Consider the following 14,182-nt stretch of genomic DNA (forward strand, 5'->3'; position numbering starts at 1 on the left):
AGGCGTGCTGGTCTGTATGTATAACCAGTAGTTGTTCCAGCCGCCTGACTCTGTACTTGTGATTGCTCATTCCGTCGACGACCCGTTCTACTACCTGCACAATTTCCGCCAGGTGCTGCTGTGGGTAGAACAGCGCTACCAGGACCTGCTCGATGACCAGGAGCTGGCGTTCATCCAGGCCTTCAACCATCTGGAGGCGCCCGCTCAGGCCTTGATGGTGCGCATGGTCATGCGCAAGGGCGAGTTGTTTCGCAGCGACCGGCTGGACTACGTCGAAATCGGCGATACCACGCTGGCGCTGCAGCCGTTGCAGGCGCTCGGCTGGGTACGGGAGCCCGAGCAACTGGCACTGGAGCAACTGTTCGCCTTGCTTCGCAAAGACGAGCTGGCCCGTTGCTTCGCCCCGCAATTGAGCCGCCCCCGCGCCGCCAAGCAGGATCTGCTGGCACAGCTGCAACCCTTGGAGCTGGCTGCCCGGCCACTGAGCGAATGGTTCCCTGACAGCGAGGTACGCATTGTCCAGTGGTGCCTGCAGCCCCTGTGCGACCGCATGCGTCTGCTGTTCTTCGGCAACCTGTACCAGGACTGGTCTGACTTCGTCCTCGCCGACCTGGGGGTACTGCGTTACGAGCAGGTACCGTTCAGCCACGATTCACGTGCCTTGCAGCAACGTGCCGAAGTCGACCTGGCCATGGCGCTGCACCAGTGCGCCGAGCGCCTGGAGCAGGGCGGCGACCCGCTGCCAATCCTCGCGGCGTTGCAGGGCCTGCACAGCGACAACCCCTGGCTGGCCCGGCGCCATGCGCGGTTGCAATTCGCCCTGGGCCAACACTGCGAGCGCCTGGCTGAATGGGACCTGGCCATGGCCGTGTATGCGCAGTGCAACCATGCCCAGGCACGTATCCGCCAGGTGCGGGTGCTGGAGCGCAGCGAACAGTGGCCCCAGGCCCACGCATTGGCGTTGCAGCTGGCTGCGGCACCTGCTAATGCGCTGGAAGTGCAGGCGCTGGAGCGCATGCTGCCGCGCCTGGCGCGAAAACTCGGCGGCCCGCCACAGCGGCGCCAGCGGGTTGCGCCACTGGAGCTGATCGAACTCGAACTGCCCCGCGAGCACGCAGCACTCGGCGTGGAGGAAGCCGTGCGCCAGCATCTGGCACAAGCGGGAGGCCAGGCACACTACGTGGAGAACACGCTGTTCAACAGCCTGTTTGGCCTGTTGTGCTGGGAGGCCATCTTCGCTCCGGTGCCCGGCGCGTTCTTCAACCCGTTCCAGGCAGGGCCGCAAGACCTGCACGACAGCGACTTCCAGCAACGGCGCAGTGCGCTGTTCGATCACTGCCTCGGTCGGCTCGACGAGGGTAGCCATCGCCAGGCGATTCTCGACTGCTACAAGGCCAAGCAGGGTTTGCAGTCGCCATTCGTGTTCTGGTCCATGCTCAGCGAGGAACTGCTGGAACAGGCCTTGGCTTGCCTGCCGGCGGCCCAGTTGAAGCAGTGCTTCCTGCGCCTGTTGCAGGACATTCGCAGCAACCGTGCCGGCATGCCCGACCTGATCCAGTTCTGGCCCGAGCAGGGCCGTTATCGCATGGTCGAGGTCAAGGGGCCCGGTGACCGCCTGCAGGATAACCAACTGCGCTGGCTGGAATTCTGCCGGCAACACGGACTGCCGGTCGCGGTGTGCCATGTACGCTGGAGCGAAACACCTTGAGCTACAGCGTGGCGGTGCGCGCCTTGTGCGAGTTCAGTGCCAAGGTCGGTGACCTGGACCTGCGCTTCACCCCGTCGCCCACCGCTCAAGAGGGCATTGAAGGGCACCAGCGGGTAGTGGCACGGCGTGCTGCCGGCTACGAGTCGGAGATTACCCTCGAAGGCCAGTTCGAAACCCTCAAGGTGCGCGGCCGTGCCGATGGTTACGACCCGGCCAGCAATCGCCTGGAAGAGATCAAGACACACCGTGGCGACCTGGCGCGCCAGCCGGCCAACCACCGGCAGTTGCACTGGGCGCAGGCCAAGGTTTATGGCTGGCTGATGTGTCAGGCACGTCAACTGTCGGCCATCGAGGTGGCGTTGGTGTACCTGGACGTCGACAGCGATGGGCAGACGCTGTTCAGTGAGCATTTCACGGCTACTGAACTGCGGGCCTTCTTCGAAATCCAGTGTCAGCGCTTTCTGGGCTGGGCTCAATGCCAGCAGCAACGTTTGGCCGAACGCAATCAGGGCCTTCAGGCACTGAGCTTTCCCTACCCACAGTTCCGCCAGGGCCAGCGGCAATTGGCCGAAACCTTGTACAAGGCGGTGAGTACCGGCCGTTGCCTGATGGCCCAGGCCAGCACCGGCATTGGCAAGACCCTCGGGACCTTGTTCCCGCTGCTCAAGGCCATGGTGCCGCAGCAGCTGGACAAGCTGTTCTTTCTCACGGCCAAGACGCCGGGCCGGGCGCTGGCGCTGGACGCCATGCGCCAGATTACCGATGCAACGCCCCAGCCCGCGTTGCGCACACTGGAGCTGATCGCCCGCGACAAAGCCTGCGAGCACCCGGACAAGGCCTGTCATGGCGAGTCCTGCCCATTGGCGGCGGGCTTCTACGACCGCTTGCCGGCGGCGCGCGAAGCGGCGGCAGCACTGCCGTTGCTCGACCGCGCCAACCTGCGTGAAGTGGCCTTGGCACATCAGGTATGCCCGTACTACCTGGGCCAGGAGATGGCGCGCTGGGTCGACGTGCTGGTCGCCGACTACAACTACTACTTCGATGCGCATGCGCTGCTGTACAGCCTTGCCCAGCTCAACCAGTGGCGCGTTGCCGTGCTGGTGGACGAAGCGCACAACCTGGTCGAGCGTGGGCGCGGCATGTACAGCGCCAGCCTCGACCAGGGCCAGTTGCTGGCATTGCGCCAGCGCAAACCACCCGGGCTTGGCAGTGCGCTGGACCGGCTGAACCGGCAATGGAACGCGTTGTACAAAGAGCAGCGTGCGCCGTATCAGGCCAGCGAGTCGTTGCCCGAAGGCCTGCTGCGTGCCTTGCAGCAGTGCATTGGGTTGATTCAGGATCAGATGAACCAGGCGCCCGCGCACATGGACCCGCAGGTGTTGCAGTTCTTCTACCACGCCTTGCAATTCACCCGGGTGGCCGAGCTGTTCGACGAGCACTTCCTGTTCGACATCAGCCAGCGCCAGGGCCCACGCAAGCGCCGGCTGGCTACGCTGTGCCTACGCAATGTCACCCCGGCGCGCTTGCTGGCCCCGCGCATGCAGGCGGCGCGTAGCGTGACGCTGTTTTCCGCCACACTGAGCCCGCGGCATTTCTACAGCGACCTGCTGGGCATGCCAGCCGACACCGCCTGGCTGGAAGTGGCCGCGCCGTTTCGCGCAGAGCAACTTGAGGTGCGGATTGCCAGCCAGGTGTCTACCCGTTACCAGCAGCGTCACGCCTCTCTGGCGCCAATCGTCGAGCTGATTGCCCGGCAGTATGAGCGGATGCCGGGCAACTACCTGGCCTTCTTCAGCAGTTTCGAATACCTGCAGCAGGTGGCAGGGCTGTTGGCAGAGCAGCATGCGCAGATTCCGCAATGGGCTCAGGAACCGGGCATGGACGAGGCGGCCCGTCAGGCATTTCTCGATCGTTTTGTCAGCGACGGGCAGGGCATCGGCTTCGCCGTATTGGGCGGTGCTTTTGGTGAGGGGGTGGATTTACCTGGCACGCGCTTGATCGGCGCGTTTGTCGCAACACTCGGGCTGCCGCAGGTCAACCCGGTCAACGAGCAGTTCAAGCAGCGCCTTGGGCGGCAGTTTGGTGCGGGGTTCGATTACGCCTATCTCTACCCGGGGGTGCGCAAGGTGATCCAGGCGGCGGGCCGGGTTATCCGAGGTGACCAGGACCGTGGCGTACTGGTGCTGATTGATGAGCGCTTTGCCGAGCCCCGGGTGCAGCAGATGTTCCCAGGGTGGTGGCCGACGGCCATTTAGTTGGCTGGCAGGCTTGGCGCCGTACGGGCGGCCCTTGACGCTGTAAATGGGTTAAGATCTGGCCCGTGTCAGTTATAAAATCCATGAATATCAAGATGATGGCACTTCTTCGGGTTCGAATGGCGTGCGCTTGAAACGTCATTGGCCCTCGTTCATCAATCGTTTCAACTTGCTTGAGATGCTGGTCGGCTCAATACCGGCCGCCGCTTCGCTACAGGATTCACGTTTTGTCCGATCTCTCCAACAATCCGCTGCTGCAGTACATGGCCCGCCTGGCCCCATCCAGCCAGCAAACCATGCGCTACATCCTTCAGGACGCCGCCGACCGGCTGGGCTTTGTCGACTGCAACATCGTCGATGTGCCTTGGCATCGGCTCGAGCCCGGCCATGTGATCGCGCTGGTGGCTGCCCTGCGTGCCGACGGATACGCCCCCAACAGCTCGTCGCTGTACGTCAACGCGATTCGCGGCGTGATGAACGAGGCCTGGCGCCAGGGCCTGATCGATCATGAGCAACTGTTGCGCATTCGCGAGGTCAAGCCGGCCACTGGCACCCGCCTGCCACCCGGGCGCAACTTGCGGCGCAGCCTGATTCGCGAATTGATGGACGTGTGCGCGGCCGACCCTCGGCCGCAGGGCGTACGCGATGCCGCGATCATTGCCTTGCTGTACGGAACCGGCATGCGCAAGTCGGAGTCGGTCGACATCGACCTGAACCAGGTCGATTTCGAGGCGCGCAGCCTGCAGGTGGTGGGCAAGGGCAACCACCAACTGGTCAAGTACGCCCCACCGTGGGCATTCGAGAAGTTGCAGGCCTGGCTCGACCTGCGCCGCCAGGACCTGCCTGCCGGTGCGGAGGATGACCCGTTCCTGTTCAACCGCATCCGCCGTGGCAGCCACATTACCCGGGCGCGCATTACCAAACATGCCATCTACTACATCGCTCGCCAGCGCGGGGCGCAGGTGGGGGTGAAGATCATGCCGCACGACTTCCGCCGGGCATTCATCACCCGGGTGATCGAAGAGCATGACCTGTCGATTGCGCAGAAGTTGGCACACCATGCCAATATCCAGACCACGGCCATCTATGACCGCCGTGATGACAACGAACGCCGCCGTGCGGTGGACCGTTTCGACTACTGAGTCTTGATGTGTTTGGGGCCGCTTTGCAGCCCCGATTGCACTTCTGTAGGCACCGAAACAGGGCCAGTGCGCGCCCCCGCTTTGTGCGCCATTCCCCCATATGCCCTGTGCCAGAGCGGCTACGAAAAAAGTTTCATCTGCCTTCACCTGCGGAGTTGGCCCGCAAACTGCTATATCCAGCCTGCGAATTTGATCGAGTGGTCAGGCCGTGCGCGCTAGCAGCCGCCCGCGCCGGACCCTCTAAACGGCCAGCAGGCCACGGATTTCAGGGGCCGCAGGATGTCGCTCGCGGAGCAGATCGAACAACAACAAGACGATGCAGGCTGGAGCGCCCACCTGCAGTTGCGCTTTGTCAGGCGCGACGACGTGACCCGCCTTGGTGCGTGGCGCCATTTCGGACCTCTTTTGGTGCAGCGGCCTTTCTATCCTGAAGGTGCGCCGTGCCATGTCTATGTGTTGCACCCGCCGGGTGGCATTGTCGCCGGCGACCGCCTGGAACTGGATATCCACCTGGAACCTGGCAGCCACGCGCTGCTGACTATGCCCGGCGCCAGCAAGTTCTACCGCAGCATCGGCCCCACCGCACGGCTGACCCAGCGTTTTCGGCTGGCGGCTGGCAGCACCCTGGAATGGCTGCCGCAAGACAGCATCTTCTTCTCCGGCGCCCGCGCCAGCCTCGACAGCCGTTTCACCCTGGAACCCGGGGCGCGGCTGCTGGCCTGGGAAACCTTGTGCCTCGGCCGCCCGGTCATGAGCGAGCGTTTCGAGCAGGGCAGGCTGGACAGCCGTTTGCACATTGAACTGCCCGACGAAGTCGGCCTGCACGAACGCCTGCGCATCGAAGGCGGGCGCCTGGACAAGCTCGCCGGTCACCCGCTGCTCGCCACGTTCTGTGCGGCACCGGCCGACCAGGTGGTGCTGGAGCAGGTTCGCCCACTGCTGGATGAACTGGACACCCCGGCCGGCGCGACCCTGCTGGGGTCGTTGCTGGTCATCCGTGTGCTCGACCACGACAACCAACACCTGCAACGCACCCTGCAACGTCTGTGGCATGTGCTGCGCCCGGCCGTCCTCGGCCTGCCAGCTTGCCCACCACGCATCTGGGCCACCTGAGAGAGCGCCATGGAGCTGACCCCAAGAGAGAAAGACAAACTGCTGCTGTTCACCGCTGCCTTGCTGGCGGAACGGCGCCTGGCCCGTGGCCTGAAGCTGAACTACCCGGAAGCGGTGGCGTTGATCAGCGCCGCCGTGCTCGAAGGCGCACGCGATGGCCGCACTGTGGCCGAGTTGATGAGCCTCGGGCGCGAAGTGCTGACCCGCGAGCAGGTGATGCCCGGCATTGCCGAAATGCTCCACGACGTGCAGGTCGAAGCGACCTTCCCGGATGGCACCAAGCTGGTGACCGTGCATGACCCCATCGTCTGAACCTGCCAAGGAGCCCCGCATGATCCCAGGTGAAATCCAGGTCGCTGCTGGCGACATCGAACTGAACAGTGGCCGGGAAACCGTCAGCGTCAGCGTGGCCAACCACGGTGACCGGCCGGTGCAGGTCGGCTCACATTACCACTTCTTCGAAGTCAACGACGCGTTGGTGTTCGACAGAGCGCCCACTCTGGGCTTTCGTCTGGACATTCCGGCCGGCACTGCCGTGCGTTTCGAGCCAGGCCAGGCGCGCACCGTGCAATTGGTGGCCTACGCCGGCAAGCGTGAGGTCTACGGCTTCCAGGGCAAGGTGATGGGTGCGCTGGAGGGCAGGGTATGAGCCGTATTTCCCGCCAGGCCTATGCCGACATGTTTGGCCCCACGGTGGGCGACCGCGTGCGGCTGGCCGACACAGCGCTGTGGGTTGAGGTAGAGAAGGACTTCACGATCTATGGCGAAGAAGTGAAGTTCGGCGGCGGCAAGGTGATCCGCGATGGCATGGGGCAGGGCCAGATGCTGGCCGCCGAAGCCATGGACCTGGTGCTGACCAATGCGCTGATCATCGACCACTGGGGTATCGTCAAGGCCGACATTGGCATCAAGCACGGGCGTATCGCAGTGATCGGCAAGGCCGGCAACCCCGATGTGCAGCCGGGCGTGAACGTACCGGTCGGGCCAGGAACCGAAGTGATCGCGGCCGAAGGCAAGATCGTCACCGCCGGCGGTGTGGACTCGCATATCCATTTCATCTGCCCGCAGCAGGTGGACGAGGCGCTTAACAGTGGCGTCACCACCTTCATTGGCGGCGGCACCGGGCCGGCCACCGGCACCAATGCCACCACCTGCACGCCCGGCCCCTGGTACCTGGCGCGCTTGCTGCAGGCCGCCGACAGCCTGCCGATCAACATCGGTTTGCTGGGCAAGGGCAATGCCTCGCGGCCTGAAGCGCTGCGTGAGCAGATCGCTGCGGGCGCTGTCGGCCTGAAACTGCATGAAGACTGGGGCTCTACGCCTGCAGCCATCGACTGTTGCCTGGGCGTGGCCGAGGAAATGGACATCCAGGTGGCGATCCACACCGACACACTCAACGAATCCGGCTGCATCGAAGACACCTTGGCGGCCATCGGCGACCGCACCATCCATACCTTCCACACCGAAGGTGCCGGCGGTGGCCATGCGCCGGACATCATCCGCGCGGCGGGGCAGGCCAACGTGTTGCCTTCCTCGACCAACCCGACCTTGCCGTACACGGTCAACACCGTTGACGAGCACCTGGACATGCTGATGGTCTGCCACCACCTGGACCCAAGCATTGCCGAGGACGTGGCCTTTGCCGAATCACGCATTCGCCGCGAAACCATTGCGGCCGAGGACATTCTCCATGACATGGGTGCCTTTGCCATGACGTCGTCCGACTCCCAGGCCATGGGCCGGGTCGGGGAAGTGGTACTGCGTACCTGGCAGGTCGCGCACCAGATGAAGCTGCGCCGCGGGCCTCTGGCACCTGACACCGCCTACAGCGACAACTTCCGGGTCAAACGCTACATCGCCAAGTACACCATCAACCCGGCACTCACCCATGGCATCGGCCACGAAGTGGGGTCGGTGGAGGCGGGCAAGCTGGCCGACCTGGTGCTGTGGTCGCCGGCGTTCTTCGCGGTCAAGCCGGCGCTGGTGATCAAGGGCGGAATGATCGTCACCGCACCCATGGGCGATATCAACGGCTCTATCCCCACGCCGCAGCCGGTGCACTACCGGCCCATGTTCGGCGCCCTGGGCGCGGCGCGGCATGCCACACGCATGACCTTCCTGCCCCAGGCGGCCATGGACCGCGGCCTGGCAGAAGAGCTGAACCTGCGCAGCCTGGTAGGCGTGGTCAACGGCTGCCGCCGGGTGCGCAAGCCGGACATGGTCCACAACACTTTGCAGCCGCTGATCGAGGTCGATGCGCAAACCTACCAGGTCCGTGCCGATGGCGAGCTGCTGGTCTGCGAGCCGGCCAGCGAGTTGCCGCTGGCTCAGCGTTATTTCCTGTTTTGAAGGAGCACCGATGATTGTCTTGACCCGCCGCATCACCGAGCCCGGCACGCTCACCGAAACCGGCACCGTCACCCTGGATGTGGACAGCCGTATCAAGAGCCGCCTGCGTGTGACCCTGGACGATGGCCGCGAGGCCGGCCTGATGCTCGAACGCGGCCACCTGCTACGCGGGGGAGAGTTGCTTGCCGATGCCGATGGCAGCCAGCTGATTCGCGTGCTGGCGGCACCCGAAACGGTGTCGACGGTGCGCTGTGCCGACCCGCACCTGTTGGCCCGTGCGGCCTATCACCTGGGGAACCGCCACGTGCCCCTGCAGATCGAGCCTGGCCTGCTGCGTTTCCAGCACGACCATGTGCTGGACGACATGCTGCGTGGTCTGGGCCTGACGGTGGAGGCCGAACAGGCTCCGTTCGAGCCCGAAGCGGGCGCCTATCAGAGCGCGCCGCATGGCCACAGCCATGCCCACGGCAACGATCACCCGTTCGTTCGCCTGCCTGCCCATTCCTGAACTGCCCTGGAGCAACCCATGAAAAAGACGTTCGCCCTGTTTCTACTGATGCTGGCGCTGCCGGCTTTCGCTCACCCTGGGCATGACAGCAATCCGTTGCACGATGGCCTGCTGCACCCGCTGACGGGCCTTGACCACCTGCTGATGCTGTTGGGCACTGGCGTACTCGCTGCACTGACCCGGCGCAGCCTGACACTGCCCCTGGCAACCCTGGCGGCGATGTTTGGCGGGGCAGTCTGTGGCCACCTGTTCGGTGACGTGCTGGGCATGGAAACCCTGATTGCCGGGTCGCTGCTGGTGGCCGCCGGGGCGGTGCTGCTACCGAGCCGGCAGTTGCTGCTGGCCATGGCCATGCCGGTGTTTGCCCTGTTCCACGGCTGGGCCCATGGCGTGGAAGCCACGCCGAGCGCGTTCTGGCAGTTCAGCGCCGGCTTTGTCACGGTCAGCGGCTTGCTGTTGGCGGCGGGCTTTGCCATCGGGTGCCTGCTGCGCCGGCACAGTGGCCTGCAGAAAGCCTTCGGTGGTGGCCTGCTGGCCGGTGCCGCGCTGGTGCTGGCCGGTTGATGGACAGCGACCTGGCGTTGCTGCGTCTGTTGCAGCTGGCCAGCCCCGGCCTGCCGGTGGGCGGTTTCACGTATTCGCAAGGCCTGGAGTGGGCGGTCGAGGTGGGCTGGGTGAAGGGCGTGGACGGCTTCGCAGCCTGGCAGCGCGTGCAGGTCGAAGACACCTTGGCTTGCCTGGACTGGCCGGTGCTGGCGCGCTTGTATCACGCTTGTCAGGCCGAGGACGCCGAGGCCTTCGGCCATTGGAGCCGCTTCTTGCTGGCCAACCGCGAAACCGCCGAGCTGCGCCTGGAAGAGCAGCAGCGTGGTGCGGCGTTGGCGCGTCTGCTCGACGGCTGGCAACTGGGCCAGGCGTCGGCGTGGCGCGCCAGCCTTGAATTGACCCAGTTGGGCGGTATGGCCTGGTTGGCTGCGCACTGGGGCATTCCACTGCGTCAGCTGGCCCTGGGCCATGGCTTTGCCTGGCTGGAAGGCGCGGTCATGGCCGGGGTCAAGCTGGTGCCGTTCGGCCAGCAGGCGGCCCAGACCTTGCTGCGCGACCTGGGCACCGAATTGCCCGCTGCACTTGACCAGGCACTGGCGCTGGCCGATGACCAGCTCGGTGGCGGCCTGCCATTGCTGGCCATTGCCTCATCGCGTCACGAAACCCAATACACCCGTTTGTTCCGTTCCTGAGGACTGCCTTCATGCAAAGCTATCAACAACCCCTGCGCGTCGGTGTCGGCGGCCCGGTCGGCTCTGGCAAGACCGCACTGCTGGAAGCGCTGTGCAAGGCCATGCGCGATCACTACCAGATTGCTGTAGTTACCAATGACATCTACACCAAGGAAGACCAGCGCATCCTCACCGAAGCCGGCGCCCTGGAGCCGGAGCGGATCGTGGGCGTGGAAACCGGTGGTTGCCCGCACACGGCCATTCGCGAAGACGCCTCGATGAACCTGGCCGCCGTTGAGGCGCTAGCACGCAAGTTCGGTAACCTGGAGGTCATTTTCGTGGAAAGCGGCGGTGACAACCTCAGCGCCACGTTCAGCCCGGAGCTGGCCGACCTGACTATCTATGTGATCGACGTGGCTGAGGGCGAGAAAATTCCACGCAAGGGCGGCCCGGGCATTACCAAGTCGGACTTCCTGGTGATCAACAAGACTGATCTGGCGCCCTATGTGGGGGCTTCGCTGGAGGTGATGGAGCGCGACACCCAGCGCATGCGCCCGCAGCGGCCGTGGACGTTCAGCAACCTGAAGAAGGGCGAGGGGTTGCAGGCGGTGATCGACTTTATCGTCGAGCGCGGGATGCTAGGCGTTCGCGGCTGATGTGATGGATCGAGTGCTGGCTGGGCCGTGGCGCGGTCATTGTGGGAGCGGGAAACCCGCTCCCACAGGGTTTCGTGCTGGGTTGGGTCATTTGTGGCAGCAGTGAGGTTTATCTGGCTGCCCTTCATACCGGTCATGGTGCCGTACCCAGTCCATGGTCCCGCCTTCGTTGCGCCCCAGTGGCGCAATGTCCAGGAAGTTGTAGGTATTGACCAGAATGTCCAACCCACGGGCATAGGTCGAGTAGGTGTGGTAAACGCTGCCGTCTGCTTCACGGTAGAACGCACTCAGGCCAGGCAACTCGCTTTCACTGCCGTCATAAGGCTCATAGTTGTACTGCCGTTCTCCCTCGCTGCCCACACTGACGCCGAAGTCCTCGTTGAAACCACTGCCCTGTGACGAGTACCACGGGAACTGCCAGCCCATGCGGCGGCGAAACGCCTGAAATTCGGCATAGGGGGCCCGTGACACCGCCACCAGCGACACGTCGTGGTGCGCCAGGTGCAGGTTGGCGCCGTCAAAGTGGTCGGCCAGGAACGAACAGCCGGGGCAGCCTTCGCTCCAGCCTTCGGCGAACATGAAGTGGTAAAGCAGTAGCTGGCTGCGGCCTGCGAACAGGTCAGCCAGGCTCAGTTCGCCGTCCGGCCCCTGGAAGCGATAGCCTTGCTCGACCTTGACCCAGGGCAGGGCGCGACGGGCTGCGGACAGCGCGTCGCGGTGGTGGGTAAAGGCCTTTTCGTGCAGCCACAGTTGCCGGCGTGCCGCCAGCCACTGGCTACGGGAAACCACCGGGTGCCTGCTTTCGCTTGTGCTCATGGTGCTGTCTCCACGCTGGGGGTTCACACACTAGTCGAGCACGCGTTTGCCGATTCGACAGGCACCGGTAGCCGGGCGATGAGTGGTTATCCGCTCAGCCCGAATGGGCAATGTGGCCCTCGGTCAGTTCATCTGCGGCGTCATCCTCTCCGGGCAGTGCGGTGATCACGCTGAAGTCGCTGACTTCCACCTTACCGCCGCCATACCCCAGCAAATGGAAGGAAAACGCTTTGCGCTCGGTCGGGTTGTCAAAGCTGAATTCCATCTCCAGCGGTTCGTCGGCGGTGACCTTCACCTCGGCAGGCAGGCCCAATGGCACGTCCTGCTCCAGTTGCTTAGCCTTGAGCTGAATGTAGGCGACACGCTTGGGGTCCAGCGAGCGCACCTTCACCCGCACGCGAGTGTGCGAGCCTTCCGGCATTTCAAGGTACTGGGCGCCGATAAGGTTATCGGCCCAGTCATCGTGAATGCGCTTGCGCAGCTTGATCGGCGAAGGGCCGCCGAACTGGTAACGCAGGTTGAGCGGGGTTTGCAGCAGGGACTGGTCGAGCACCCCGGCCAGGGCGCCGATCTGCTGGCCGAGCAGGCTATCGCCCTGGCCCAGATAGCGGGCCTGGTCGGCAATGAAGCCCTCGCTGGCGTAACGCCGGCAGCGCTGCTGGAAGTCACATTCGGTGAAGACGCCTTGGCCGTTGTGATAGCGCAGCATGCCATTGGTGTAGGAAATCATTTCGCGGCCGGTATCGTAGTCGCGGTACAGCGAGCGACCACCAAGCGCTATTGGAATGGGCAGTGCAAAGTAGTCGAGCACGGAGGTGGCCAGGTCGATATGGCCGTATGTGCCGCGCTTGATGTGGGGCAGTTGCGCCTGTTCCGGTGCCAGGGTGAGGTTGAAGCCCCAGGACGAGGCCAGGCGCACACCGTCGATGCCGTGGGACTCGTCGGAGGTCACCACAACCAACGTGTCCTTGAGCACGCCCTGGCGTTCCAGATTATCGAGAAACGCCCCGAGCGCATCGTCCAGGTAGGCCACCGCAGCCTGCTTGGGCGTGTCATAGCGTTCCAGGTACTCGGCGGGTGCCGAATACGGCTGGTGCGTGCCTACGGTGAGCAGGGTCAGCATCCAGGGTTTGTCCTGCTTTTGCAGCTGGCCGACGTAGTCCAGGGCGCCTTCGAAGAAGGCCCGGTCATCCTTGCCCCAAGGGAAGTCCAGGTAGTTCTCGTTGCGGAACCACTCCAGGCCGTGCACCGAATCGAAGCCGATGTGCGGCATGATGCGGTCCTTGGCCATGAAGCGCAGGCCGGCACCTTGCAGGTAGTGGGTGGTAAAGCCGGCCTGGCGCAGTTGCGCCGGCAGGCAGGCCTGGTTGCGTTCGTTCTGGGTTAGCAGCTCGACGCCCTTGGGCGTGCCATTGGCCAGTTTGTCGTAGTCACCACACAGCATCGCGTACAGGCCGCGGATGGTCTGGTGGGTGTGCAGCACGTAGTCCGGGGTGTTCATGCCGCGCTCGGCCCACTGGCTGACCTTGGGCATCAGGTCTTCGTCGAAGCGGCTGTGCAGGGCCTGGCGATTGGGCCGCAGGTAGGCCCCGGGGATACCTTCCACCGTGATGACCAGCAGGTTGCGAGCACTGCCTGGCCCGGCCAGCAGGCGCTGGCCATGCAGGTCGGATTGCGTCAGGCCGCTGCTGGCCAGCGGCGTGAACGTTTGCGTGCGGCCCATCCAGCCCTCGACCTTGCGCTCCAGGGTGCCGACTCCGGCAGACATCAATTGGTGGGTGAGGTTGTATTGCCGCCATTGATCGGCGTCGCTGGGTACCAGCTGCTGGCTGCCCCAGTGGGTAGCGAACAGCAGCGCGGGAACGGCCCAGGCCTTGCGCGGCAGCGGCTGGCTGCGCCGGGTGCGGCTGCGCCACGCGCAGGCCAGCCAGGCCAGCAGGCCTGCGCCCATTACCCAGGGCAGCCAGGCATGGGCCAGGCCGCCGCCGGTAGAGTTCTCCATGAATTGCGGGTCGACGAGGTACGTCAGGTCAGCGCTGGTGGGCAATCGGCCCACCGCGCTCACGAGTTCGGCCGAGGCCACCCACAGGGCAGCCCAGGCCAGCAGCACGGGCAGGGCCAGCCACCATGGCCGGCGGTGCAGCAGCAAGACCAGCAGGCTGCCGAGGGCGAGGTCGGACAGGTAACCGAGCGGGTTGGACCAACCCAGCATGGCGCGCGTACCCAGTGGGATCACCAGCACCAGGGCTGCCAAGGCGGCAAGCCGGGTACGTGGGTGGTCGGACAGGTTCTTCACAAAAACTTCCCTTTTGCCATTAAATCGTCATGCATCTGTGCTTGATGATAACAGGCCGGGAAGTGGAAAGCGGTTGGCTACAAGGCTGGTAACCAAAAGCCATGCCCGCTTGCACGGGCCTG

Annotated in this window: 13 protein-coding genes; 11 read left to right on the plus strand and 2 right to left on the minus strand. The window is 64.4% G+C overall.

Annotation, left to right across the window (positions count from 1 at the left end; all coding sequences use genetic code 11):
* Positions 1-58: 58 nt before the first annotated feature.
* The 11 genes from PM2_RS04705 (at position 59) to ureG (ending at position 10,948) form a co-directional block, all read left to right on the plus strand.
* Positions 59-1,708, plus strand: coding sequence for a VRR-NUC domain-containing protein (locus PM2_RS04705; RefSeq protein ID WP_028698760.1), 1,650 nt, complete (start codon positions 59-61; stop codon positions 1,706-1,708).
* Positions 1,705-3,963, plus strand: a complete 2,259-nt coding sequence (locus PM2_RS04710; protein WP_028698761.1) for an ATP-dependent DNA helicase — start codon at positions 1,705-1,707, stop codon at positions 3,961-3,963. The genes PM2_RS04705 and PM2_RS04710 overlap by 4 nt, the downstream gene beginning before the upstream one ends.
* Positions 3,964-4,190: 227 nt before the next feature.
* On the plus strand, positions 4,191-5,105 hold the full coding sequence (locus PM2_RS04715; RefSeq protein WP_016714157.1) for a site-specific integrase: 915 nt from the start codon (positions 4,191-4,193) through the stop codon (positions 5,103-5,105).
* A gap of 279 nt (positions 5,106-5,384) precedes the next feature.
* Positions 5,385-6,218, plus strand: coding sequence for an urease accessory protein UreD (locus PM2_RS04720; protein WP_028698762.1), 834 nt, complete (start codon positions 5,385-5,387; stop codon positions 6,216-6,218).
* A gap of 9 nt (positions 6,219-6,227) precedes the next feature.
* Complete coding sequence (locus tag PM2_RS04725) at positions 6,228-6,530, plus strand: urease subunit gamma (RefSeq protein WP_003253929.1); 303 nt, start codon at positions 6,228-6,230, stop codon at positions 6,528-6,530.
* 19 nt (positions 6,531-6,549) lie between these two features.
* Positions 6,550-6,867 (plus strand): urease subunit beta, encoded by a 318-nt coding sequence (locus PM2_RS04730; RefSeq protein WP_016714155.1) that lies wholly within the window; start codon positions 6,550-6,552, stop codon positions 6,865-6,867.
* Entirely contained in the window at positions 6,864-8,567 is a 1,704-nt protein-coding gene (ureC, locus tag PM2_RS04735; protein ID WP_028698763.1) for an urease subunit alpha, read from the plus strand. Before PM2_RS04730 ends, ureC begins: the two co-directional genes overlap by 4 nt.
* A gap of 10 nt (positions 8,568-8,577) precedes the next feature.
* Positions 8,578-9,075 (plus strand): urease accessory protein UreE, encoded by a 498-nt coding sequence (gene ureE / locus PM2_RS04740; protein ID WP_016714153.1) that lies wholly within the window; start codon positions 8,578-8,580, stop codon positions 9,073-9,075.
* A gap of 18 nt (positions 9,076-9,093) precedes the next feature.
* The gene (locus tag PM2_RS04745) at positions 9,094-9,639 is read left to right on the plus strand and encodes a HupE/UreJ family protein (protein ID WP_016714152.1); all 546 of its coding nucleotides are present in this window, start codon (positions 9,094-9,096) and stop codon (positions 9,637-9,639) included.
* Complete coding sequence (locus PM2_RS04750; protein WP_028698764.1) at positions 9,639-10,313, plus strand: urease accessory protein UreF; 675 nt, start codon at positions 9,639-9,641, stop codon at positions 10,311-10,313. Before PM2_RS04745 ends, PM2_RS04750 begins: the two co-directional genes overlap by 1 nt.
* Positions 10,314-10,324: 11 nt before the next feature.
* Positions 10,325-10,948: an urease accessory protein UreG gene (gene ureG, locus PM2_RS04755; RefSeq protein WP_010953755.1), complete on the plus strand. Its 624-nt coding sequence runs from the start codon at positions 10,325-10,327 to the stop codon at positions 10,946-10,948.
* An 87-nt stretch (positions 10,949-11,035) separates the two neighbouring features.
* Here the strand turns inward: ureG and PM2_RS04760 are convergent, their stop codons facing one another.
* Positions 11,036-11,764 (minus strand): DUF899 domain-containing protein, encoded by a 729-nt coding sequence (locus PM2_RS04760; RefSeq protein ID WP_028698765.1) that lies wholly within the window; start codon positions 11,762-11,764, stop codon positions 11,036-11,038.
* A 94-nt stretch (positions 11,765-11,858) separates the two neighbouring features.
* On the minus strand, positions 11,859-14,060 hold the full coding sequence (locus PM2_RS04765) for an LTA synthase family protein (protein ID WP_028698766.1): 2,202 nt from the start codon (positions 14,058-14,060) through the stop codon (positions 11,859-11,861).
* Between the last annotated feature and the right edge of the window lie 122 nt (positions 14,061-14,182).

This window comes from Pseudomonas monteilii NBRC 103158 = DSM 14164, assembly GCF_000730605.1.
Lineage (GTDB): Bacteria > Pseudomonadota > Gammaproteobacteria > Pseudomonadales > Pseudomonadaceae > Aquipseudomonas > Aquipseudomonas monteilii.

Bases quoted from the DNA above. Each gene is read 5' to 3' on its own strand.
- PM2_RS04760 (WP_028698765.1), bottom strand. From the start codon at position 11,764: ATGAGCACAAGCGAAAGCAGGCACCCGGTGGTTTCCCGTAGCCAGTGG.
- PM2_RS04725 (WP_003253929.1), top strand. From the start codon at position 6,228: ATGGAGCTGACCCCAAGAGAGAAAGACAAACTGCTGCTGTTCACCGCT.
- PM2_RS04730 (WP_016714155.1), top strand. From the start codon at position 6,550: ATGATCCCAGGTGAAATCCAGGTCGCTGCTGGCGACATCGAACTGAAC.
- PM2_RS04750 (WP_028698764.1), top strand. From the start codon at position 9,639: ATGGACAGCGACCTGGCGTTGCTGCGTCTGTTGCAGCTGGCCAGCCCC.
- ureE (WP_016714153.1), top strand. From the start codon at position 8,578: ATGATTGTCTTGACCCGCCGCATCACCGAGCCCGGCACGCTCACCGAA.
- ureG (WP_010953755.1), top strand. From the start codon at position 10,325: ATGCAAAGCTATCAACAACCCCTGCGCGTCGGTGTCGGCGGCCCGGTC.
- PM2_RS04745 (WP_016714152.1), top strand. From the start codon at position 9,094: ATGAAAAAGACGTTCGCCCTGTTTCTACTGATGCTGGCGCTGCCGGCT.
- ureC (WP_028698763.1), top strand. From the start codon at position 6,864: ATGAGCCGTATTTCCCGCCAGGCCTATGCCGACATGTTTGGCCCCACG.
- PM2_RS04720 (WP_028698762.1), top strand. From the start codon at position 5,385: ATGTCGCTCGCGGAGCAGATCGAACAACAACAAGACGATGCAGGCTGG.